We start from the raw sequence: 24,141 nt of genomic DNA on the forward strand, positions 1-24,141 counted from the left end.
CTTTCAGCTCGGTTGAATGGGGTGAATCGTACCGTTGTCCTCGCGCCGCGTGCTCGGCACGAAGTGGAGGGCCACGCGCGTGCCCCGTGCAGCAAGGTTCTCGACGCTGAGCCGGCCGCCGAGGTTTTTCGCACGCTCTTCCATGATCGTCATCCCGTAATGGTGGGCGCGTGCAGTCCCGTGGATGCCGATGCCGTCGTCGGTCACGGTGGCCGACACCGATCCGTCGCTGTTGCAGCTCACACTGACCTCGGCCTGGCGCGCCTGGGCGTGATTGAGCACGTTGGACAGCGCCTCGCGCACGATTTGCAGCGCATGGATTTCCTCGTTCGGCGTGAGCTTGCACCCGGCCAGATGGACGACGAGCGTGATCGGAATGCCGCCGCGGTTGGAGAATTCGGTCACCGTGGTCTGCAGCGCGGCGCCGAGGCCTTCACCCTCGATTCGCAGGCGGAAGGTCGTCAGCAGTTCGCGTAGCTGGCGGTACGCGCTGTTGAGACCTTCGCGCAACTCGGCCAGCACGTCGCCGGCCTCGCTGCCGGCGCCCGACCCTTCGACCAGCGGCTTGAGCCGGCTGACCTGGATTTTCATGTAGGCGAGCGACTGCGCGAGCGAATCGTGCAGGTCGCGCGCGAGCGCGGCGCGCTCGTCGAGCAGCGACAGTCGACGGCTCTGCTCGGTGCGCCTCGCGGTGCCGATCGCAATGCCGATGTGGCGCGACAGCGCTTCGAGCAACTGGCTTTGCCACTGGACCAGTTCCTTGCCCGGCGGCATTTCGAGTTGCAACACGCCATACAGCTGCTCGGTGTCGTTCAGCGGCAGCGACAGCACGCGCCGGCCGTCGCCGAGCGGGTGGACCGCGAGCGCCGGGCGCGCGAGACACTCGGCGCAGCTCATGACGCTGCAGGGGTCGGCCCCCTCGGGCAGCGGCGGCAAGGTGCTCGCGATCACGCGCCCGCGCGTCGCGCCGTCGCCTTCCACCAGACACGCGAGGCCGTGCCCGAGGCCGAGCACGTTCTCCAGGTCCTTGAGCAGGATCTCGTAGGTACGGGGGGCGATCGGGCCGTTGTAGAGCCGCGCGATCGAGTGATAAAGCAGTTCGAGCGAACGGTTGGCAATCGTCAGTTCCGCGGTCTTCTCCTCGACCCGCGCCTCGAGGTTCTGGTAAAGCATCGAGAGGTCTTCGGCCATGTGGTTGAAAGCCTGGCCGAGCCGCCCGATCTCGTCCTCGCCGGTCAGATCGTTGCGCACCGCGAGATTGCCCTGGCCGATCTGGTCGGCCAGCCCGAGCAGGCCGCGCAGCGGGTAGACGAGAATGTTGTTGACCAGATAGATGGCAAGCGCCACGACGAGCATCGTCGCGATCACGGCTGCTCCGAGGATCACGCGCATGACCAGGATCTTGGCCTCGGCCGCGTCCTCGATCTGTTTGACCAGGTCGTTGATGTGGGCGACGAACGCCGGAATGTCGTCGAGCACGCTGCCGCGCGCGGGCCGCCCGGCGGCCGGCGTGACCTGCAAGCCGGGCTTGACGACGGTGCGCCAGTCGTTTTCGACCTGCCGGTAGACGTGCCAGAGCGGCGTGGTCTCGTCGCTCGGCAGCACGGCGAGAATCGGTGCCGCCTTGAGGTCGGCCTCGAAGCGGGCGATCGCCTCCCCCAGATCCTCCGCGTCTTCAGTTGCGCCGTCGCTCTGCAGCCGCTGATAGATCGCAGCCATGCGCCAACTCTGCATGCGCAGGCTGCCGGCAAGGTTGATCGCCTCGCCGCTGCCCTGGATCGTCTCGGCCACCATCCACGAGGTCGACATGCTGGTGACCGCGAGCACGGTGATCGCGACAAACATGCCGCCCAGCCGCATGAGCAGCGAGTTCTCGAGTTTGGTCCGCCCCGAACGGATCACCGCTTTCTCCCTTGCGCCTTGTCTACAGGGCCCCAAGCGTAATACACCGGCGCGTCTGGCGCGCGGATAAATAGGTATACCTCTTCTTCGTCAGGCCGCCGGCTACGCGCCCGCCTCGCAAAAATAGCAGCAACGAAACAAGGCGTTATCGAATATCCCCCCTATCCAGAAATGGGTATCCGCGCCCTTCCGACCGGCGCTTCCCCCTCTGGCCTGTGTGGGTTCAAGGGGGTAAAAAGACCCCTAAGTCCATTTTACCGGTTCCGTCGCGGGGTGGTTTATGCAGAGCCAACAATACAAGGCATGGTCGGTCGTCAGCATGAGCACGCTGGCGTTCACGGTCTGCTTCATGATCTGGATGATGTTCGCCGTCATCGGCGTTCCCATCAAACAGCAACTCGGCCTCAACGAGACGCAGTTCGGCATCCTCGTCGCCACCCCGGTCCTGACCGGGTCGCTGATCCGCGTGCCGCTCGGCATGTGGACGGACAAATTCGGCGGCCGCATCGTGTTCTTCGTCCTGATGCTGACGACGGTCATCCCGATCTGGCTGATCTCCTACGCGACCGAGTTCTGGCAGTTTCTGCTGGTCGGCCTGTTCGTCGGCCTGGCCGGCGGCTCGTTCACGGTCGGCATCGCCTACTGCGCGCGCTGGTTCCCGCGTGAGCGCCAGGGGCTGGCGATGGGCATTTTCGGCGCGGGCAATACCGGCGCCGCCGTCACCAAGCTGCTCGCACCGATCATCGTCGTCGGATACGGCTGGACGATGGTGCCCAAGGTCTACGCCGGACTCATGCTCGTCACCGCCATCGTCTTCTGGTTCTTCACCTACACCGAGCCCGCCCACAAGGTGAGCAAGTCGGTCACGATCCGCGAGCAGCTTGCGGCCTTCAAGGATCCGAAGGTCTGGCGCTACAGCCAGTACTACTCGATCGTGTTCGGCGGCTACGTGGCGCTCGCGCTGTGGATGACCAAGTACTACGTGAGCCAGTACGGCTTCGATCTCAAGACCGCGGCCTTCCTGGCGGCCGCCTTCAGCATTCCCGGCGGCGTGCTGCGCGCGGTCGGCGGCTACTTCTCCGACAAGTACGGCGCGCACACGATCACCTGGTGGGTGCTGTGGGTCTCGCTGCTGTGCCTGTTCTTCCTGTCCTACCCGCAGAGCAGCATCACGATCCACACCGTCGACGGCCTGCGCACCTTCCACTTCGGCCTCGGCCCGACGGCGTTCACGATCGTGATGTTCAGCCTCGGCATCGCGTTCGCGATCGGCAAGGCCTCTGTCTTCAAGTACATCTCCGACGACTACCCCGACAACATCGGCGTGATCTCCGGCGTGGTCGGCCTCGCCGGCGGTCTCGGCGGCTTCCTGATGCCGATCATGTTCGGCGCCCTGGTCGACCTGACCGGCGTCCGCTCGTCGGCCTTCATGCTGATGTTCGGCGTCGTGTGGGTGTCGCTGATGTGGATGTATTTCACCGAAGTACGCGAGATGGACGCGGCGGCGCGGGGCGCGAAGCGCGTCATCGCCGCGGACGTCATGGAGTAACTGTGTCGATCAGCCGAATGGAGGGCAAGGGATCATGAGTCTCAGAAACAAGCAGCACGGCGCCGCGGGCGTCGCCGTCGGGGGACGCGAGCGCGAGCAGGTTCCCGCGACCATTCCCGAGTGGGACGTCGAGAACAATGTGTTCTGGGAATCGACGGGCAAGCGCATCGCCAACCGCAACCTGTGGATTTCGATCCCGGCCCTGTTGTGCGGATTCGCGGTGTGGGGCATGTGGGGCATCATCACCGTACAGATGCTCAATCTCGGGTTCCCCTTCTCCAAGGAGGAGCTCTTCACGCTCACCGCGATCGCCGGCATCTCGGGCGCCACGATGCGGATTCCGTCGTCGTTCTTCATTCGTCTCGCGGGCGGGCGCAACGTCATTTTCCTGACCACGGCGATGCTGCTCGCGCCGGCGATCGGCACGGGCATCGTGCTGCAACACCCCGACTGGCCCTTGTGGACCTTCCAGCTAATGGCGCTGTGGTCGGGCGTCGGCGGCGGCAACTTCGCCAGCTCGATGTCGAACATCAGCACCTTCTTCCCCAAGCGTCTCCAGGGCACGGCGCTCGGCCTCAACGCGGGCCTGGGCAACTTCGGCGTAACCACGATGCAGGTCGTGATTCCGCTGGTCATGACTCTCGGCATGCTCGGCAGCTACGGCGGCGAATCGATGACGCTGGTCAAGGACAGCGGCTGGATCCTCGGCAAGATCGCCGCGGGCACCGAGACCTACGTGCAGAACGCCGGCTTCGCCTGGGTGCTGTCGCTGGTGCCGCTGGCCATCCTGGCCTGGTTCGGGATGAACAACCTGAAGCCGATCTCGCCGGACGCGCATCACACGATCGCGTCCTTCGCCAAGGTCACCTACCTCTACACGCTGGCCTTCCTGCCGGCGATCTTCATGCTCTACCTGTATCTGCCGGCGCCGACCGGGCTCGGCGTACTCAACATGTGGGTCGCCATTCCGCTCGATATCCTCGCGGCGCTGCTGGTGATGAAGCTTGCAGCGTTCGGCACCATGAAGGAAAACGTCGCCAAGCAGTTCGCAATCTTCAAGAACAAGCACACCTGGTCCCTGACCGCGCTGTACATCGTCACCTTCGGCTCGTTCATCGGCTTCTCGATGGCGCTGCCGTTGTCGATCACGGTCATCTTCGGCGACTCGCACGTGCTCGATGCGGCAACCGGCGTCTGGACCCATAGCAAGAACCCCAACGCGCCCTCGGCCTTCACCTATGCGTGGATCGGCCCCTTCGTCGGCGCGGCGATGCGCCCGATCGGCGGCTGGATTTCGGACAAGGTCGGCGGATCGATCGTCACCCAGATCATCTCCGCCGTGATGGTCGCCGCCTCGGCCTACGCGGGCTGGATCATGATGCAGGCCTTCCACTCGGCCACGCCCGAAGTCTATTTCACCCAGTTCCTCGTTACCTTCATCGTGCTCTTTGCCGCCACCGGTGTTGGCAACGGCTCGACCTTCCGCACCGTCGGCGTGATCTTCGACCGCGTGCAGGCGGGGCCGGTGCTCGGCTGGACGTCGGCGGTCGCCGCCTACGGCGCGTTCATCGCCCCGGTGGTGATCGGCGATCAGATCAAGGCCGGCTCGCCGGAGAACGCGATGTACGGCTTCGCCGCCTTCTATGCCGTGTGCCTGTTCGTGAACTGGTGGTTCTACCTGCGCAAGCACGCCTACATCAAGAACCCCTGATCGCAGCCTGAAACCCCAAGGAGCAAGAACAATGAGTCACTTTCTCGACCGACTGACCTACTTCACCCGCCAGCGCGAGTCGTTTTCCGGCGATCACGGCATCACCACCTGCGAGGATCGCAAATGGGAGGATGCCTATCGGAACCGGTGGCGTCACGACAAGGTCGTGCGCTCGACCCACGGCGTGAACTGCACCGGCGGCTGCTCGTGGAAGATTTTCGTCAAGGGCGGCCTGGTTGCGTTCGAAATGCAGCAGACCGACTACCCGCGCACCCGCGAAGACCTGCCGAACCACGAGCCGCGCGGGTGTCAGCGCGGGGCCTCGTTCTCCTGGTATCTGTACAGTCCGCACCGCATCAAATACCCGCTGATCCGCGGCCGTCTGCTCGATTTGTATCGTGCCGAACGCGCAGCGGGCCGCGACCCGGTCGAAGCCTGGGGCGCGATCCAAGCCGACGACACGAAGCGCCAGCAGTACGTCGCCGTACGCGGGCTCGGCGGCTTCGTGCGCTCGACCTGGGACGAGATGACCGAGATCATCGCCGCCGCCAATGTCCACACGATCAAGAAGTGGGGGCCCGACCGCATCTACGGGTTTTCACCGATTCCCGCGATGTCGATGATTTCCTACGCGGCGGGCTCGCGCTACCTCTCGCTGATCGGCGGCGCGTGCGGCTCGTTCTACGACTGGTATTGCGACCTGCCGGCCGCGTCGCCGCAGACCTGGGGCGAGCAGACCGACGTGCCGGAAGCGGCCGACTGGTACAACTCGACCTACATCATCATCACCGGCGCCAACCTGCCGATGACGCGCACGCCCGACGCCCACTTCGCGGCCGAAGTCCGCTACAAGGGCGCGAAGATCGTCGCGATGGCGCCGGACTACGCGGAATTCTGCAAGTTTTCCGATCTCTGGATGCCGATCCGCCAGGGCACCGACTCGGCAGCATTTCTCGCGATGGGCCACGTCGCGCTCAAAGAGTTCTACATCGACAAGCAGGACCCCTACTTCCAGGAATACGCGCGCACCTACACCGACCTGCCGATGCAGGTGATGCTGCGCGCGCACGAGAACGGCAGCTACGTGACCGACCGCATGCTGCGCGCGTCGGACTTCGACGGCGCGCTCGGCGAAACCAACAACCCCGAATGGAAGACCATCGTCTACGACGAGAAACGCGGCGCCTTCGTCGCGCCCAACGGCTCGATCGGCTTCCGCTGGGGCGAGGAAGGCAAATGGAATTTGTTGCCGAAAAACGCTGCGGACCAGAGCGTGATCCAGGCTGAACTCTCGTGCATCGGGCACCGCGACGAGGTGGTCTCCGTCGGTTTCCCGCACTTCAACCACGACGAGGATGCGCTGCTGTTCCGCAACGTGCCGGTGCGTCGCGTCAAGCTCGCCAGCGGCGAGACCGCGCTGGTTGCTTCCGTCTTTGACCTGCAGATCGCGCAATACGGCATCGACCGCGGCCTCGGCGGCGGCAACGTCGCCAAGGACTACAGCGACGCCAGCGTGGCCTATACGCCCGCCTGGGCGCAGAAGGTCACGGGCGTGAAAGCCGCCGACATCGAGCGCACCGGACGCGAGTTCGCCTACAACGCGTCGAAAACGAAGGGCAAGTCCATGGTCATCATGGGCGCTGCGATCAACCACTGGTACCACAACGACCTGTCGTACCGCTCGATCATGAATCTGCTGCACATGTGCGGCTGCGTCGGCCAGACCGGCGGCGGCTGGGCGCACTACGTCGGGCAGGAAAAGCTGCGCCCGCAGGCGGGCTGGGCGCCGATCGCGTTCGCGCTCGACTGGCAGCGTCCGCCGCGGCACATGAACTCGACGTCGTACTGGTATTTCCACACCGACCAGTGGCGCTACGAAACGCTGGACGCCGACAAGCTGCTGTCGCCCGCAGGTAAAGGCAAGAACAAGGGCTACTCGCTCGCGGACTACAACGTCGCCGCCGCTCGCATGGGCTGGCTGCCGACCGCGCCGCACTGGAACACCAACCCGCTCGAACTCGTGGCCGAGGCCGAGCGTGCCGGCGCGACCGATGAGGCCAGCATCGGCAAGCACATCGTCGGCAAGCTGCAGGACGGCTCGCTCGACGTCGCGTTCGCCGACGTCGACAACCCGGTCAACTGGCCGCGCAATCTGTTCGTCTGGCGCGCCAACCTGATCGGTACCTCGGCAAAGGGTCACGAATATTTCCTTAAACATTTACTGGGAGCCCAGAACGGCGTGCTGCAGGAAGGCGGTGCCGGGCGCGACAACAAGGAAGTGAAGTGGCACGACGAGGCGCCGATCGGCAAGCTTGATCTGATGGTCGACATCAACTTCCGTCTCAATTCCACCGGCGCCTACTCGGACATCATCCTGCCGACCGCGACCTGGTACGAGAAGAACGACCTCAACACGACCGACATGCATCCCTTCATCCATCCGTTGTCGGAGGCGGTGTCGCCGGGCTGGGAATCGAAGTCCGACTGGCAGATCTTCAAGTCGATCGCCAAGACCTTCTCGCCGCTCGCCGCGAAGCACCTCGGCACGCGCAAGGACGTCGTGGCACTGCCGATGCAGCACGACTCGGCGATGGAACTGGCGCAACCGTTCGGCCAGGTGACCGATTGGAAGCGCGACGGCGTCGCCCCGGTGCCAGGCAAGACCATGCCGATCCTGAAAGTGATCGAACGTAACTTCGGCGACACGTACAAAAAGTACATCGCGCTCGGTCCGCTCATGGTCAAGCTCGGCAACAACATCAAGGGCGTCGACTGGAACACCGAGCAGGAATACGAGGAGCTGAAGAAGTGCAACTACACGGTCAAGGACCCGGGTGTCTCCTTCGGCATGCCATCGCTCGAAGAGGACATCAGCGTATGCGACGCCGTGATGCGCATGGCGCCCGAAACCAACGGTGAAGTCGCGCACAAGGCGTGGACGGCGATGTCGAAGAAGACCGGTATCGACCATCACCATCTCTATGCCGGACGGCACGAGGACAAGATCACCTTCCGCGACATCCAGGCGCAGCCGCGCAAGATCATCACCGCGCCGACGTGGTCGGGGATCGAATCGGAAAAGGTGTCGTACACGGCCGGCTACACCAACATCCACGAGCACATCCCGTTCCGGACGCTGACCGGCCGCGCGCATTTCTATCAGGATCACGAATGGATGCTCGACTTCGGAGAAGGCTTCTGCGCCTACAAGCCGATGGTCGATCTAGGCGAACTCGACCAGCTGCCGGCGGCCGTCCGCGACAAGCCGCATCTGTCGCTGAACTGGATCACGCCACACTCCAAGTGGGGCATCCACTCTAGCTACCAGGACAACCTCAGGATGCTGACCCTGTTCCGTGGCGGCCCCTACGTCTGGGTGTCGGAGGACGACGCCAGGCGCATTGGCCTCGAAGACAACGACTGGGTCGAGGCGGTCAACCACAATGGCGCGACCGTGGCGCGCGCCGTCGTCTCGCAGCGCATCCCGCGCGGCATGGCGATGATGTACCACGCGCAGGAGAAGAATGTGAACGTCCCCGGCTCGCCTTCGACCGGCAAGCGCGGCGGCATCCTCAACTCCGTCACGCGCGTGCTCATCAAGCCGACCAACATGATCGGCGGCTATGCGCAGCTGTCGTACGGCTTCAACTATTACGGAACGGTCGGCAGCCAGCGCGACACGATGGTGGCCCTGCACAAGATCGCGGACAAGGACGTGGACTGGCTCGAACGTCCGCTCACGCCCGAGCGTGAAGCGCAACGCAATCCCAACGGCATCGGCACCAAGTAAGGAGAACCCCATGAAAGTCAGAGCGCAATTCGCCTTCGTCTTCAACCTGGACAAGTGCATCGGATGTCACACCTGCTCGGTGACCTGCAAGAACGTCTGGACCAACCGCAAGGGCGTCGAGTACGCCTGGTTCAACAACGTCGAGTCCAAGCCCGGCGTCGGCTACCCCAAAAGCTGGGAAGACCAGAGCAAGTGGAAAGGCGGCTGGGAGCTCAGGAACGGCAAGTTGGAGTTGAAATCCGGCAACCGCCTATCCAAGCTCGTGAACATCTTCGCCAACCCGGACATGCCGGAGATCGAGGACTACTACGAACCCTTCACTTACAACTACGCGCATTTGCAGAACGCGCCGCTGTCGGAGGCCGCTCCGACCGCGCGCCCGATGTCGCAGATCGACGGCAGCCGGATGGAGAAAATCCAGTGGGGCCCGAACTGGGAAGACGACCTCGCCGGCGAGTTCGCCAAGCGCAGCAAGGACAAGAACCTCGACAACATCCAGAAGGAGATGTACGCCCAGTTCGAGAACACCTTCCACATGTATCTGCCGCGCATCTGCAATCACTGCCTGAATCCGGCCTGCGTGGCGGCGTGTCCGTCGGGTTCGATCTACAAGCGCGAAGAGGACGGCATCGTGCTCGTCGACCAGGACAAATGCCGCGGCTGGCGCATGTGCATTTCCTCCTGCCCGTACAAGAAGGTGTTCTACAACTGGGAATCCGGCAAGGCCGAGAAATGCATCGGCTGCTATCCGCGCGTCGAGTCCGGGATGCCGACCGTATGCTCGGAATCCTGCGTCGGGCGCATCCGCTACAACGGCATCATGCTGTATGACGCCGACAAGATCGAAGCGCTCGCCAGCACCGAGAACGAGCAGGACCTGTACGAGGCGCAGTGCAACATCTTCCTCGACCCGCACGATCCTGAAGTCATCGCCGCCGCGCGCGCCGAGGGCATCAACGAGGACTGGATCGTCGCGGCACAGAAGTCGCCGATCTACAAGATGGCGATCGACTGGAAGATCGCCTTCCCGATGCACCCGGAGTTCCGCACGCTGCCGATGGTCTGGTACGTGCCGCCGCTCTCACCCGTACAGTCGCAAATCGACCAGGGCAATCTGCCGGTCGGCCCCGACGGCGCGATTCCGCTGGCCGGCACGATGCGCACGCCGATCCAGTACCTCGCCAACCTGCTGACCGCCGGCAAGACCGCACCGATCGAAAGCGCGCTCAACCGCCTGATCGCGATGCGCAGCTACCAACGCTCGGTGCACGTCGAGGGCGTGGCCGATACCCGCGCCCTCGACAAGGCCGGCATCACCGAGGACCAGGCCAAGGAGATGTATCGCTACCTCGCGATAGCCAACTACGAGGACCGTTTCGTGATCCCGACCGGGCACGAGGAAGTGCGCCTCGAAGACTTCCACGGCTTCCAGGGACAGAACGGCTTCACCTTCGGCAACGACTCATCGGCCGGCATTTCGGTCAACTCGCTGTTCCCCGAGCGGCGCAAGGAGACCGTGGAGCCGAGGGAAGAGGCGCCCTCGCGCCGCGTCATTCCCATCGTTCGCAGCGACTACTAAGGAGCGCACCATGACGGACGCCCCCATGACGCTCTTCAAGCTGCTCTCCGCGCTGCTCGAGTATCCGGACCAGGCCTTGATGCAGGCCATTCCCGAACTCATGACGATCATCGGCGAGGACGCCACCCTCACGCCGGCGGAGCACGCAGCGATCGCGGACTTTGCCGCCTGGCTGACCGACAGCGACCTGACCGACGCGCAGGCGCGCTATGTCAAGACCTTCGACATGACGCCGGAGCATGCGCTGCATCTCACCCACCACCTGTTCGGCGACGACAGGAACCGCGGTCCCGCGCTGATCGATCTCGGCGAGTATTACAAGAGCTACGGGCTCGAAGCGGACAGCGGCGAGCTGCCGGACTACCTGCCGCTCGTGCTCGAGTTCGCGTCGACGCTCGAACCGGTCGAGGCGAAGCTTTTCCTCGACCCGTTCGCCAAGGCGATCGCGCAGCTCGGCGCCAACCTCGACGCGGCGAAGAGCCCATGGGCGCCGCTCGTGAGGCTCGTCGAGGCGCACGCCCGGCTGGTGCCCAGCGCCTTCGTTCCCGCCGCCCAGCCGATGACGGACACGGTCTGCAACGACGACGACTGCGAAACCCCGGTCACCTGGGGCGACGCGACGCCGCCCGCCGTGCAAGCCCTCGCCACGCATCCCTGAATTCCGGAATTCGAAGGAGAAAACAATGGACCTCAATACCCTGCTCTTCGGCGTCTACCCCTACGTCGCCCTCACGGTGTTCCTGCTCGGCAGCTGGATACGTTTCGACCACGAGCAATACACCTGGAAAAGCGATTCTTCGCAGCTGCTGTCGAAAAAAGGCCTGCGGCTGGCGAGCAACCTCTTCCACGTCGGCATCATCGGCCTGTTCTTCGGCCACGCCGCGGGCCTGCTCATCCCCCACAGCGTCTTCCTCGCGCTCGGCGTGTCCGACCTGACCCATCAGTGGATCGCCATCAGCGCCGGCACCGTCTTCGGCACCCTGACGCTGCTCGGCGCGGCCCTGTTGTGGGTGCGCCGCATGTTCACGCCGCGCGTGCGCGCCGCCTCGCGCCGCGTCGACCTCCACATCCTGGGCTGGCTCGCGCTGACTGCCTTCATCGGCCTGTCGACGATCCCGGCGTCGATTCACCACGCGAACGCGGGCGACGCGAGCACCATGATCCGGCTCGCCGACTGGGTGCAGAGCATCGTCTACCTGCAGCCGAAGCCGGCGCTGCTTCGCGACGTCGATCTCGTCTACAAGCTCCACGTCTTCGTCGGCGTCTCGGTGTTCCTGTTCTTCCCGTTCACCCGGCTGGTCCATATCTGGAGCGCGCCCTTCGGCTACCTCGGCCGCGCCTACCAGATCGTGCGCAGCAAGCGCGGCCTGGTGCGGGGGTGATGAGGAATGGCCGCGGATTCCGGCGCCGATGCAAGGAGACTGAAATGACCCACGTTGTCATCCTCGGCGCCGGCATCGCGGGCGTGTCCGCGGCCTACGCGCTGAAATCCCGGCTCGGACCCGACGACTCGGTGACGGTCGTGTCGGACAAGCCCTACTTCCACTTCGTGCCCTCGAACCCCTGGGTCGCGATGGGCTGGCGCGAGCGTGCCGACGTCGCGTTTCCGATCGGCCCCTATCTCGAATCGCGCGGCATCGTGTTCATTGCGAGCGGGGTGCGCTGCATCCAGCCCGACATCATCCAGATCGACCTCGAGAACGGCGACGTGCTGTTCTACGACTATCTGCTGATCGCGACCGGCACGGCTCCGCTGGCCGACGAAGTCCCGGGCATGGCCGAGCACACCGAGTCGGTGATCCACATCGAACAGGCCGAGCGCGCGCTCGCCGCGTATCGCGCCTTCCTGGAGCGTCCCGGGCCGGTCGTGATCGGCGCGGCGGCGGGCGCGAGCATGCTCGGTCCGCTCTACGAATACGCCTTCCTGATCGACGCCGACCTCAGGCGGCGCAACATTCGCGAGCGCGTCCCGATCACGCTGGTGACGCCCGAGCCCTGGCCCGGTCATCTCGGTCTGGGCGGCGAAGGAACGAGCCGGGGCGCCGTCACCGCGGCACTGGCCGACACCGGGATCCGCGTGATCTGCAACGCGCTTACGACCCGCATCGACCGCGACACGATCCACGTCGCGGAAGTGACTGCCACGGGCAGCGTCAAGCGGACCCATGCCCTGCCCTCCGCCTATTCGGTTTACTGGCCCGCGTTCGGCGGCGTGCGTGGCGTGCGCAGCGCGAGCGATCTCGTCGACGCGCGCGGCCTGGTCGTCGTCGACGAATATCTTCGCAACCCCGAGTACCCCAACGTCTTCGGTCTCGGCGCCTGTGTCGCGCGCGCGCCGGTCGAGGCCACGCCGGTCGCCGTCGGCGCCCCCGAATCGGTCTACTCGATCCAGAAGGCCGGCGAGATCGCGGTGCAGAACATCCTCGCCGACCTGGCGGGCGCGCCGCCGGTCAGCCATGTCCCGCAGCGTGCGCGCTGGCTCAGCGACATGGGGACGAATGGCGCCGCGTATCAGTCCGAGCCGCAGGTGCCGCTGCGCGACGTCAACTGGATGCGGCAGGGGCGCTGGGTACACCAGGCGAAGGTCGATTTCGAGAAATATTTCGTCAACACGATCCGCCTGCATCCAGCCGACGAGGTCACCGCGGCCGCCTCGAGCATCGCCGGCCTCATGACGCGGGCACTTGCCGGCAAGAACGGCGGGCACGACGGCCCGGCCGGAGCGGACCTCGCGGGGAACGGCAAGCCTTGGCAAGTCCGCCTGCCGCAGGGCCCTGGCGTCGAGCTGCGCGCCCTCGCCGAATCGCTCGGCCGCGCACCCGACGCGCTGGCCGGCGAACTGCTCGCGGCTGCCGTGTCCGACGCGAAGTCCTACCTCGACCCTGCCGCGGTCGACGCGATGGCCCGCGCCCGCCGCCACTTGCTGGTGGAAGACCTGCCCGAGCGCGAGCCCGGTGCGGAACGCCGCGGGGGAACCTGAGGCGCTGCAATGCGACTACAACGTTGTCGGGCCGACCGATATTAAGATATTCTTGAAATACATCTTTACGAGTCCATTCCGAATCCACCCACCTGAAGGAAAGCGAACATGATCACCGAGTTGCCCGAACGCGACGCCGAAGGCTATCTGATCGAGCCCGGCGACTGGAACGAAGACATTGCGCGCGCCCTGGCGCGGGACGAGAACATCGCACTCAACGACGATCACTGGGACGCGATCCGCTTCATGCGCGAGTACTACGACGAACACCAGATCGCGGCCGACGCCCGCTTCGTCATCAAGCACCTGTCCGAACGCTATGGGCGCGAAGCGCAGAAGAAGCTGTTCGAGCTCTTCCCCTACGGCTACGTCAAGCAGGCCTGCAAGATCGCAGGCATGAGACGGCCACGGGCCTGGAGCACGGGCTGACCTCGCATCGGACTGGCGCCGCGCATGGCGGCGTCACGCAGCCTATACTCATCGGTCGGGCACTGCCCGGCCCTTTTTATTTTTCAGACATGCATCATGGCGACTCCCTTACGTGACATCGAAACCCCGACCCGACCTTCGTCTCGCGCGGGCCTTGCGCCCTTCGCCCTCGGCTTTCGCCCGTTCTTCCTCTCCGCCGGCATCTACGCCGTGCTCATGATGGGGCTCTGGCTCGCGGTCTTGTCCGGTCACCTGACGCCCGGCGCGCTCGCGCCGGCGGCCTGGCACGGCCACGAGATGGTCTTCGGCTTCGCCGTCGCCGTGATCGCGGGCTTCCTGCTTACCGCGGCGCAGAACTGGACCGGCATCGCGATGCCGTCGGGACGGCCGCTCGTCGTGCTGTTCGTGCTGTGGCTCGCGGGGCGTCTGAGCTTCCTCGTCCCGGGCCTGCCTGCGCCGCTGGTCGCCGCGATCGACGTCAGCTTCCTGCCCGCGCTCGCGCTCGCGATCGCGCTGCCCGTCCACCGCGCCCGGCAGCTGCACAACTATCCGTTTCCGGTTCTGCTGCTCGCGCTCGCGGTCGCGAACGCGCTGGTGCACCTGGCGGCGCTCGGCTGGATCACGGCCAGCGTCAACCTGGGCCTGCATCTGGCCGTGTACGTCGTGGTCATGATGATCGTTCTGATGGGCGGCCGCGTCATTCCGAGCTTCACCGACAACAAGCTGCGCACGCGCGCGCGCCGCTGGAAGACGATCGAGCTGCTGGCGCCGTTGTCTGCGCTTGTCGCCCTGCTCGCCGCGCTCGTCGCCCCGTCCGGAACCGTCACCGCGCTGCTCGCAGCGCTCGCGGCCAGCGTGCACTTCGTGCGTCTCGCCGGCTGGTACACCCCAAAGTTCTGGTCCGTGCCGCTGCTCTGGATCCTGCACCTCGGCTACGCGTGGATCGCGCTCGGCTTCGCCTTGCTCGCGCTGGCCGCGGCCGGCTTACCGGGGGCCGCGAGCAGCGCGCTGCACGCCTTCACGGCGGGCGGGATCGGCGTACTGACGCTCGGCATGATGGCGCGGGTCTCGCTTGGCCACACCGGCCGCATGCTCGAACCGCCGCCGGTGATGACGCTCGCCTTCGTCGCGATCAACCTCGCCGCGCTCATCCGCGTCGCTCTGCCGCTGGCTTTTCCGGCCTTCCACCTCCCGGGCATGACCGCAGCCGGGCTCGTGTGGATCGCCGCGTTCGGCCTGTTCGCCGCCGTCTACGCGCCGATGCTGCTGCGCCCCCGCGTCGACGGCAAGCCGGGCTGAACCCGCCGCGCATTTGACGCGCCGGCGGCAACCGGTGCACGCTCGGGCTTCTGCCTCGCCGCCGATGCCCATGAACCGCTTTTTGCTCTGGCTGCTCCTCAGCCTCGTCGCGTCCCCGCTGCGCGCCGCGCCTGACGGGGTCGTCGCCGTTTCCCATCCGGCCGCGGCCGCCGCCGGCGCGCGCATGCTCGCCACGGGCGGCAACGCCGTCGACGCCGCCGCGGCGGTGCAGTTCGCGTTGAACGTGGTCGAGCCGCAGTCGTCCGGCATCGGCGGCGGCGGCTTCATGCTGATTCATCTCGCCAAGACCGGCGAGACCGTCATCGTCGACTCGCGCGAGCGCGCACCGGCTGCGTCCCGCGCCGACATGTTCGCGCCCGGCGGCGCGCCGATGGCGTTTCCGCTCGCCTCGACGAGCGGGCTTGCGGTCGGCGTGCCGGGTACCGTGCGCGGCGTCGACACGGCGCTGCGCCGTTGGGGCACGATGGCGCTCGCCGACACGCTCGCCCCCGCGATCGAACTCGCCGCGGGCGGCTTTCGCGTCAACCGCTTTCTCGCTGCCGACATCGCCGACGACGGCGGGCGGACAGCCATCCATCCGGAAACCGCTGCGATCTTTCGGCCCGGCGGCGTGCCGTTGGCCGAGGGCGACTGGCTGGTGCAGCCCGATCTTGCGCGCACGCTCAGACTCATTGCGACAGGTGGGCCAAAGGTTTTTTACGAGGGTCCGCTCGCGCGCGCGATCGTCGAAGCCCAGCAACGGACACGCGGCGAGTTGGGCGAGCCCGGCCGCGGACGCATGGCAATCGCCGACCTGCGCGACTACACGGCCGCGATCCGGCGTCCGCTCACGGGGCAGTACCGCGGCTGGACCGTGGCGAGCATGCCACCCCCGTCCTCGGGCGGCCTGACGTTGCTGCAGACGCTGGGCCTGCTCGAGCGCTTTCCGCTCGGCGATACGACACAGGGTTACGGCTTCGGCAGCGCGAAAACGGTGCACCTCATGATCGAAGCGATGCGCCTCGCCTTCGCCGACCGCGCCGTCTGGATCGGCGACGACGACGCACGCGCCCTGCCCCAGGCCGCGCTGCTGCATCCGCAGTACCAGGCCGCACGCGCCGCGCTCATCGATCCGGCGCGACGCATCGAACAGGCAAGCGCCGGCGACCCGACACGCTGGGCCCCCGCGGCAACCAAGGCGCCGCAACGCATCCGTAGCAGGGCGGAAAGTCCGCAGACGACCCATTTCTCGATCGTCGACCGCTGGGGCAACGTCGTGAGCTATACGAGCACGATCGAATACACCTGGGGCGCGGGCATCACCGTGCCGGGCTACGGCTTTCTGCTCAACAACGAACTGACCGATTTCAATTTCGTGCCGAGCGCCGACAGCGCGACCGGCAATCCCGGCGCCAACGACGTCGCGCCCGGCAGACGTCCGCGATCGAGCATGGCACCGACGCTGCTTCTGAAAAACGGGCGTCCGGTCGCGGCCTACGGCTCGCCGGGCGGCGCGACGATCATCAACTCGGTGCTCAACATGACGCTCAATCTCGTCGACCACGGCATGACGCCGGGTCAGGCGATCGCCGCGCCGCGCGTCTCGGTCACGAGCGCTGCAGGCAAAGTCGCCTGCGAGGGCGGCGAGGATTTCATGCAGCCGCGCCTGAGCATCGCGGTGCAGGACCGCCTTCGCGCGCTCGGACACGTCGGACTGGGAGAAGCCGGGACGGACGGCTGTCAGGGGAGGATCGGTTCGGTGCAGGCGGTCGTCGTCGACCTGACCAGTGGCGCGCAGTACGGCGCCGCCGATCCGCGCCGCGAAGGTACGGTGATCCGGGTAGGTCCCGGCGCGCCCCTCGCGCCCTGACGCTCAGGCGACGCGCACAGCGGGCGCGGTGTCTTCCTCGTAGAACTTGACCTGATGGCGGCCCGCCGACTTGGCGCGGTACATCGCCTGATCGGCGCGGCGCAGGAGTTGGCCGGCGCTGACGTGGTGGCCGCAGAAGGTCGTGATGCCGATGCTCGGCGTGCTGTTGTGCAGGTGCGCGCCGAGCCGGTAGGGCTGCGACAGCTTGAGCAGAATCTTGTCACCGAGTTCGGCGGCTTCGGCCTTGGCCGCCTCGGCGGTATTGCCGAGATTGCCGATGACCACGACGAATTCATCGCCGCCGAGACGGGCGACGGTATCGCTTTCCCGGACGCTCGCAAGCAGGCGCGCCGCGACCTCGACGAGAACCTGGTCGCCGGCCGCGTGCCCGAGCGTATCGTTGACGGTCTTGAAGTTGTCCATGTCGATGAACAGCAGCGCGCCGTGGCGACCGGCGCGGCCGCTCGCGGCAAGCTGCTGTTCGAGGCGGTCGAGGAGCAGACGCCGGTTGGGCAGTCCGGTCAGGGTGTCGTTGAACGCGAGGTCGCGGATCATGATCTCGGCGGCCTTGCGTTCGGTGATGTCGAGGACGACTCCGTCGAGCCACTGCGCGCGTCCCGCGGCATCCGAGCTGACCTGACCGCGTTCGCTGACCCAACGCGTGAAGCCGTCGCGGGCCTTGATCCGGTACTCGACGTTGTAGGTGCTTCGCTTGGCGACGGCTTCGGCAACCGCCTCGGCGACCGCGGCCCGGTCGTCGGGATGGATCAGTTCCTGGTAGGACACGTCTCCAGAAAGGAAACGCTCCGACGCCTCGCCGGTCAGCGGCGCAATGCCGCTGCTCAGCCGTCTCAGCGGTGCGGGCGATCCGACCTCGCAGCGGAACACCGCGCCCGGGATGTTTTCGACGAGCGCCTTGTAGCTGTCGAGGCTTTGAGCGAGCTTGGCCGCTGAAATCCGCATCTTGCGCCGGTGGCGGGCATTCATGTAGAGCACGGAAAACAACAGAAAGTCGAGCGCGACCCCGCCGACGAGGACCATCGTCGGCTGCATGATTCCTTCGAGCGACTCGTAGCGTTCGCTGCTGCGGAAGCGCGCGACCCAGATGTTTCCACCGACCTCGAGCTTCATCTCGGTCATCAGCCGCGCGTCGCGCGTCGCGCCTTCGGTGGCGTAAAGCAGGTTCTCGGGCGATGCGCCGCCGTCGAACAATTCGATCTCGAGGATTTGGGTGGGGGTGTCAAACACCCCGTCGAGCAGATCGTAGGCGCGGAATGGACTGTATACGAAGCCGAGCAGGGCCGCGCGCCGGGCCGCTACAGTGTCGATCGGCTGGCCGCTGCGGTAAACAGGGAAGTAGATCAGAAAGCCGGGCTGCACGCCCGTGCGGGTTTCCTGCACGAGCGTGACCTTGCGCGACAACGCGGGCTGGCCGCTGTCGCGCGCGCGGTCCATCGCTTCGCGGCGCGTCGGCTCGGAATACATGTCGTAACCGAAGGCGCGCAGGTTGCGCCCGCTGAACGGCTCGATGTAGACGATGCTGCTCAGCATGGCGCGCTCGCCGGGCGGAACGATCGCGTAATCCGGAAACCCCTCCGCGCGGACGGACTGCTCGTGCGCCGCCTTGGCTTCGGGCGGCACCATGAGCGCGAAACCGGTCGCCAGAATGCCTGGCAGCGAGCGCTCGAGGTCGAGCTCGTCGACATAGGTCCGCCACTCGCTGCGGCTGGGCACGCCACCTGCCGCAAACAGTGCGGCCCCGCCACGCAGAACCTGCTCGTAGTCGTGGATGCGATTGGTCAGGATGTTCCGCTGCTTTTCCGCGGCGCGCATGAAACGGTCCTGATCGTGGTGGGCACGCGCGGCGTCGAAATGCTGCCAGGTCGCGAACGTGAACAGCAGCGCAACGGCGAGCACGACCCACGCCAGCGCCTGATGGTCGAGAAGTCCCCCCCGGTGAACGTCGTGGGTCATGGCTGCGCGCCCAGCGCAGCCGCGATGCGAAGCAGAAAACCCGCTTGGGCATGCACGTCGCTCGTATCGGGCCGGCGCGTACGGGGCAGAGCAGCCGGTGACGGAAGTGCGTGGCCGCTGCTCATCGTGGGTTTACTGGTCATTCTTATGCCCCTAATGACGGGGCATCATACGTCCCGTCTTTCACGTTTACTGTAGGCAGATTCTGATAACCCGAACAACAAAACGTTCGAGTTGCAACGTCGAACGGCGAGCAGCGTATGTGGAGTCCTGGCCCGGCGTCGCCGGCCCGCCTGAACACTCAAACGGATTGCAAAGAATACCGTTCCAACGCCATGTTTCCAAAGAAATTCCAATCGGCATCGGACTTCCCGCAAGTGGCGGGGCTATTCGTGGCGCAAGGCGTCGATCGGATTGAGGCCCGCGGCACGCCGTGCCGGGAAGTAGCCGAAGACCACACCGATCGCGGCCGAAAAGAAAAACGACAACAGGTTGATGGCGGGATCGAACAGGTAGAGGATGCCCATCATGCCGGCGAGAAAGATCGAGGTGGCCGTCGCGATCGCGATGCCGACGAGTCCGCCGAGGCTCGCCAGCACCACGGCTTCGATCAGGAATTGCAGCAGGACTTCGCGTTCGAGCGCGCCGATGGCGAGGCGGATGCCGATTTCGCGCGTGCGCTCGGTGACCGACACGAGCATGATGTTCATGATGCCGATGCCGCCGACGAGCAGACTCACCGCGGCGACGGCGCCGAGCAGCATGGTCAGCACCCGCGTCGTGCCGGTCAGGGTTTCGGCGATCTGGCGCGTGTCCATCACGCGAAAATCGTCCTCCTCGTTGTCGGCGATGCCGCGCCGTTCGCGCAGCAGCAGCGTGAGTTGGTCCTTGGCAACATCGATCGACGCACCGGCGCGGACCGAGACGCTCAGGCGATTGACGTCCTGGCTGCCCGCGAGGCGGCGCTGGACCGTGCGCAGCGGCATCACGATCGTGTCGTCCTGATCCGAGCCCATCGCCGACTGGCCCTTGGGCTTCAGAAGGCCGATGACTTCGCAGGAAAACTGCTTGATGCGGATGTCGCTGCCGACCGGGTTCTGCCCGCCGAAAAGCTTTTCGCGCACCGACTCGCCGATCACGCAGACGGCCTTGCCGGCGCGTTCCTCGGCGTCGTTGAAGCTGCGGCCCGCTGCGATTTCCCAGTTTCCCGCGGCGAAATAATCGTTGTTGGAGCCGGTGACGACCGTCGACCAGTTCCGCACCTGGTACACCGCGGTCACGCTCATGCTGACGACCGGTGCGACCGCCTCGGCCGCCGAGATCTGGTTGCGGATCGCCTCGGCGTCGGCGAGCTTGAAATTGGGTGCAGCTTCGGCTCCGGGGCCGTAGCGCTGCCCCGGCCGAACCATCAGCAGATTGCTGCCCATGCTCGAAATCTGGTCCGATACCGAACGCGTCGCGCCGTTGCCGAGGGTCACCATGATGACGACGGCGGCGACCCCGATCACGATGCCGAGCACGGTCAGGAACGAGCGCATCAGGTTGCGCCGGATCGCGCGCAGGGCCAGCAGCAGCGTGTTCCAGAGCATCAGGCGTCCCCGTGCCCGCTGCCGTCGCTGGCCACACGGCCGTCGACGAAACGGATCGCGCGGCGCGCGTACGCTGCCATCTCCGGCTCGTGCGTCACCATCAATACCGTGATCGCCTGGTCGCGATTGAGCGCGCTGATCAGGTCCATGATTTCCTTGCTCGTCTGCGTGTCGAGGTTGCCGGTGGGTTCGTCGGCGAGCAACACCTCGGGCGCGGTGACGATCGCGCGCGCGATCGCCACACGCTGCTGCTGGCCGCCCGACAGTTCGGCCGGCGTATGGTGCTCCCAGCCCTCGAGGCCGACCTGGGCAAGCGCGGCGCGGGCTGCGGCGTGGCGCCGGGCGGCGGGCTCGCCGCGGTAGATCAGCGGCAGTTCGACATTCTCGAGCGCGGTCGTGCGCGCGAGCAGATTGAAGCCCTGGAAGACGAAGCCGAGGTAGTTGCGGCGCAAGAGCGCGCGCTGGTTGCGCGTCATACGCTCGACGTGCACGCCCTCGAAGAGGTAGCTGCCCGCGGTCGGCGTATCGAGGCAGCCGAGGATGTTCATCACGGTCGACTTGCCCGAGCCGCTCGGGCCCATGATCGCGACGAACTCCCCGGCGTCGATCGTCAGATCGATTCCCTTGAGCGCCTCGAACGCGGCGGGCCCGTGGCCGTAGGTCTTGGTGACGCCGGCAAGCCGGATCAGCGCGTCGTTCATCGCGCCGCGCTTTCGGCCTCGGTAATGACTTCCATGCCGGGCTTGAGGTCGCCGCCCGTGACTTCGGTCACGCGGCCGTCGGTCGCGCCGACCTTGACGGCGATTTCAGCCGGCCGGCCGTCGCGCAGGACCCATACGCGCTGCGTACTGCCCGCGGGCGTCTCCTTCTGCTTCGGCGTCTGCCGTGGCAGGCGCGGCATCAGCAGGCCTGTCACGCCCCGGCTCTGGCCTTCCTCGGCGGGGCCCGCCTGCGGCGGCGTGAAACGCAGCGCGGCGTTCGGCACGAGCAAGACGTCGGCCCGCCGCAGCGTCGTGATCTCGGCCGTCCCGGTCATGCCGGGGCGCAGGCTCAGATCGTCGTTGTCGACCTCGAGCACGGTCAGGTAGGAGACGACGCCCTCCTTCACCTGCGAGCCGTAGCCGACGCGGGTGATGACCGCGTCGTATAGCCGTCCCGGCCAGGCGTCGACGGTGAAGGTCGCTTTCTGGCCGATCTCGACCTGACCGACGTCGGCCTCGTCGACGTCGACCTGCAGTTCCATCCGCGCGAGATCCTCGGCGAGCGTGAACAGCACCGGCGCCTGGAAAGACGCCGCGACGGTCTGGCCCGGCTCGACCTTGCGTGCGAGCACGACGCCGTCGATCGGCGAGCGGATGCTCGCCTTGGCGAGGTTGGTCTCGTCCGACTGCAGCGTCGCGCGCGCCTGCACGACCGCCGCCCGCGCGCTCGCCTCGTTCGCTTCGGCGCGCTTGAGGTTGGCCTCGGCCGTGTCCATCTCGCTCTTCGATGGCACCTTGCCGCCCGAGAGCTCGGCGACCTGCTGGTAGCGCGCGCGAGTCGCGCGTGCTTCGGCGACGGTCGCCCGGGCCTGCAGCACCTGTGCCTCCGCCGCGGCGAGGTTGGCCCGCGACCGCGTCACCGTGTCGCGCAGCTTGGAAACGTCGAGCCGCGCCAGCACCTGGCCTCGCTTCACCCGGTCGTTCTCGTCGACGAGCACGCGTTCGACGATGCCCGACAGCTCGCTGCCGACCTCGACCTGGTTGGTCGGCTGCAGATTGCCCGTCGCGGACACCCTGACGACGAGCTCGCCACGGGTTACCGGCGCGGTCTTGTAGCGCGCGGCGTCTTCATCGTCGTCGAGCCCGAGAAGCAGCCACGCGCCCACGGCGATCACGAGCAAGATCAGCGCCGCGCCGATGAGCCGGCGCGTCCAGGGAGTCGAGCGCGCGTCGACGAGCGCCTTCACGGCGGTGCTGCGCTCGCCCGGCGCGGTGTTGGGGTGGGTCATGCGGGGCCCTCTTGCGAAGCGGATGCGGCCGGCGACCATCCGCCGCCGAGTGCCTTGTATAGCCGGATCAGCGCCAGAACGCCGTCCGCGCGGGTGCTCGCGAGGCTGTCTTCGAGCGCGAGCACGCTGCGTTCCGTGTCGAGCACCGACTGGAAATCGATCAGTCCGGTGCTGTAGCGCTGCCGCGCGAAATCCGCCGCGTTGCGCGCCGCGGCCGCGCCCTTGGCCAGCGCCTCGCTGCGTTCGCGGTTGCGCGCGAGCGCGACCAGCGCGCTTTCGACCTCCTGCAACGCCGTCAGCACCGTGCGCTCGTACGCGACCCGCGCCTGTTCCCGCACGGCGTCCTGAACGTCGACCTGCGCGCGCAAGCGCCCGGCGTCGAAGATCGGCGCGGTAATCCCGGCGAGCAGCGAACGCGTCGCGCCGCTGTCGCTCAGCCCGCCGAGCGTCAGCGCCTCGAGGCCGATCGAGCCCGAAAGACTGAACGACGGAAAGCGTGCCGCCTGGGCGACGCCGACGCGCGCGGTTTCTGCCGCCAGCATCCGCTCGGCGGCGCGCACGTCGGGTCGCTGGCGCAGCGTGTCGGCAGGGATGCCGACGGCGACCTCCGCGGGAAGCGCCGGCAGTTCGCCGCCTGTTGCGAGGCGCGGCGTGAGCGTGCCGGGCGGCACGCCGAGCAGCAGATCGAGCCGGTACGCCGCCTCGGCGAGACTCGTTTCGAGGCTCGGAATCTGCGCCCGCGTCTGCTCAAGGTTGGCGCGCGCCTGCTCCGAATCCTGGCTGCTGACGAGCCCCGCCTGCGCGCGCCAGTCGGTCAACTGCAGCGTTTCGGTCTGGCTCGCGAGATTGGCGCGCGCGATGCCGAGGCGGATCTGCAACACGCGCACTTCGACGTAGGTCAGCGCCACCTCGGCGGCGAGCGAGACGCGCGCGTTCGCAAGCTCGGCCTGCGACGATTCATGGTCGGCACCTGCCGCCTCGACGCTGCGGCGCACGCGGCCGAAGACATCGAGTTCCCACGAGGCATCGAAGCCGACGCTGTAGAGATCCTGCATCGAGCCGCTGCCGACCTGCGCGTTCGAGTCGCTGTGGCGGGCGCTGCCCGATGCGTTCACGCTCGGAAAGCGGTCGGCCCCGGCGACGGCGCGGCGTGCGCGCGCAGCACGCAGGCGCGCCTCTGCACTGCGGACATCGGGCCCGGTGCGCAACGCCTCGTCGACCAGCGTGACAAGGAGCGGATCGCCGAGGCTGCGCCACCACTGACCGAGATCGGATTGCCGGGCGACGTATCCCGCGTGCGGCTGCGCGTCGGGTGTCGCCCAGTGCGCGGGAAGCGAAGGCTCGGGCGCGACGTGACCGGGGCCGACCGTGACGCAGCCCGTGAGCGCCAGCACGACGAACGCGAACAGCGCGGGCGCGACGAAAGACCGCGTCTTCATCGTCTCGCGGCGTCGGCCGTCGGTGCGAAATGGCTGCTTA

Annotated in this window: 16 protein-coding genes; 10 read left to right on the forward strand and 6 right to left on the reverse strand. The window is 66.6% G+C overall.

Features of this window, described 5'->3' with window-relative positions; translation table 11 throughout:
• Nucleotides 1–3: 3 nt before the first annotated feature.
• Nucleotides 4–1,902 (reverse strand): histidine kinase, encoded by a 1,899-nt coding sequence (locus TBD_RS06985; protein ID WP_238376432.1) that lies wholly within the window; start codon nucleotides 1,900–1,902, stop codon nucleotides 4–6.
• Nucleotides 1,903–2,182: 280 nt separating this feature from the next.
• Between TBD_RS06985 and TBD_RS06990 the strand changes: the two genes are divergently transcribed.
• The 10 genes from TBD_RS06990 to ggt all read left to right on the forward strand — a co-directional run bounded on the left by TBD_RS06990 (nucleotide 2,183) and on the right by ggt (nucleotide 17,109).
• Entirely contained in the window at nucleotides 2,183–3,451 is a 1,269-nt protein-coding gene (locus TBD_RS06990; protein ID WP_011311913.1) for an MFS transporter, read from the forward strand.
• Between the two features lie 34 nt (nucleotides 3,452–3,485).
• Nucleotides 3,486–5,162, forward strand: a complete 1,677-nt coding sequence (locus tag TBD_RS06995; protein ID WP_011311914.1) for an MFS transporter — start codon at nucleotides 3,486–3,488, stop codon at nucleotides 5,160–5,162.
• Between the two features lie 31 nt (nucleotides 5,163–5,193).
• Nucleotides 5,194–8,952 (forward strand): nitrate reductase subunit alpha, encoded by a 3,759-nt coding sequence (locus TBD_RS07000; protein WP_011311915.1) that lies wholly within the window; start codon nucleotides 5,194–5,196, stop codon nucleotides 8,950–8,952.
• 10 nt (nucleotides 8,953–8,962) lie between these two features.
• Nucleotides 8,963–10,531 (forward strand): nitrate reductase subunit beta, encoded by a 1,569-nt coding sequence (narH, locus tag TBD_RS07005; RefSeq protein WP_011311916.1) that lies wholly within the window; start codon nucleotides 8,963–8,965, stop codon nucleotides 10,529–10,531.
• A gap of 10 nt (nucleotides 10,532–10,541) precedes the next feature.
• Nucleotides 10,542–11,189: a nitrate reductase molybdenum cofactor assembly chaperone gene (narJ, locus tag TBD_RS07010; RefSeq protein WP_011311917.1), complete on the forward strand. Its 648-nt coding sequence runs from the start codon at nucleotides 10,542–10,544 to the stop codon at nucleotides 11,187–11,189.
• Between the two features lie 25 nt (nucleotides 11,190–11,214).
• Nucleotides 11,215–11,913 carry a respiratory nitrate reductase subunit gamma gene (narI, locus tag TBD_RS07015; protein WP_011311918.1) on the forward strand — a complete coding sequence of 233 codons (699 nt, stop codon included), beginning with the start codon at nucleotides 11,215–11,217 and terminating at the stop codon, nucleotides 11,911–11,913.
• 44 nt (nucleotides 11,914–11,957) lie between these two features.
• The gene (locus TBD_RS07020; RefSeq protein WP_041432485.1) at nucleotides 11,958–13,511 is read left to right on the forward strand and encodes an NAD(P)/FAD-dependent oxidoreductase; all 1,554 of its coding nucleotides are present in this window, start codon (nucleotides 11,958–11,960) and stop codon (nucleotides 13,509–13,511) included.
• Between the two features lie 108 nt (nucleotides 13,512–13,619).
• Entirely contained in the window at nucleotides 13,620–13,940 is a 321-nt protein-coding gene (locus tag TBD_RS07025) for a TusE/DsrC/DsvC family sulfur relay protein (RefSeq protein WP_011311920.1), read from the forward strand.
• 96 nt (nucleotides 13,941–14,036) lie between these two features.
• Complete coding sequence (locus TBD_RS07030) at nucleotides 14,037–15,239, forward strand: NnrS family protein (protein WP_148203024.1); 1,203 nt, start codon at nucleotides 14,037–14,039, stop codon at nucleotides 15,237–15,239.
• A 70-nt stretch (nucleotides 15,240–15,309) separates the two neighbouring features.
• Entirely contained in the window at nucleotides 15,310–17,109 is a 1,800-nt protein-coding gene (gene ggt / locus TBD_RS07035) for a gamma-glutamyltransferase (RefSeq protein WP_148203025.1), read from the forward strand.
• A gap of 3 nt (nucleotides 17,110–17,112) precedes the next feature.
• Here the strand turns inward: ggt and TBD_RS07040 are convergent, their stop codons facing one another.
• The 5 genes from TBD_RS07040 to TBD_RS07060 form a co-directional block, all read right to left on the reverse strand.
• The gene (locus TBD_RS07040; RefSeq protein WP_011311923.1) at nucleotides 17,113–19,083 is read right to left on the reverse strand and encodes a CHASE domain-containing protein; all 1,971 of its coding nucleotides are present in this window, start codon (nucleotides 19,081–19,083) and stop codon (nucleotides 17,113–17,115) included.
• A gap of 386 nt (nucleotides 19,084–19,469) precedes the next feature.
• On the reverse strand, nucleotides 19,470–20,672 hold the full coding sequence (locus TBD_RS07045) for an ABC transporter permease (RefSeq protein ID WP_011311924.1): 1,203 nt from the start codon (nucleotides 20,670–20,672) through the stop codon (nucleotides 19,470–19,472).
• Nucleotides 20,672–21,373, reverse strand: a complete 702-nt coding sequence (locus TBD_RS07050; RefSeq protein ID WP_011311925.1) for an ABC transporter ATP-binding protein — start codon at nucleotides 21,371–21,373, stop codon at nucleotides 20,672–20,674. Before TBD_RS07050 ends, TBD_RS07045 begins: the two co-directional genes overlap by 1 nt.
• On the reverse strand, nucleotides 21,370–22,662 hold the full coding sequence (locus TBD_RS07055; RefSeq protein ID WP_011311926.1) for an efflux RND transporter periplasmic adaptor subunit: 1,293 nt from the start codon (nucleotides 22,660–22,662) through the stop codon (nucleotides 21,370–21,372). The genes TBD_RS07050 and TBD_RS07055 overlap by 4 nt, the downstream gene beginning before the upstream one ends.
• Nucleotides 22,659–24,101 (reverse strand): efflux transporter outer membrane subunit, encoded by a 1,443-nt coding sequence (locus TBD_RS07060; RefSeq protein WP_041432487.1) that lies wholly within the window; start codon nucleotides 24,099–24,101, stop codon nucleotides 22,659–22,661. Before TBD_RS07060 ends, TBD_RS07055 begins: the two co-directional genes overlap by 4 nt.
• Nucleotides 24,102–24,141 lie beyond the last annotated feature (40 nt).

The organism is Thiobacillus denitrificans ATCC 25259, from assembly GCF_000012745.1.
Classification (GTDB): domain Bacteria; phylum Pseudomonadota; class Gammaproteobacteria; order Burkholderiales; family Thiobacillaceae; genus Thiobacillus; species Thiobacillus denitrificans_B.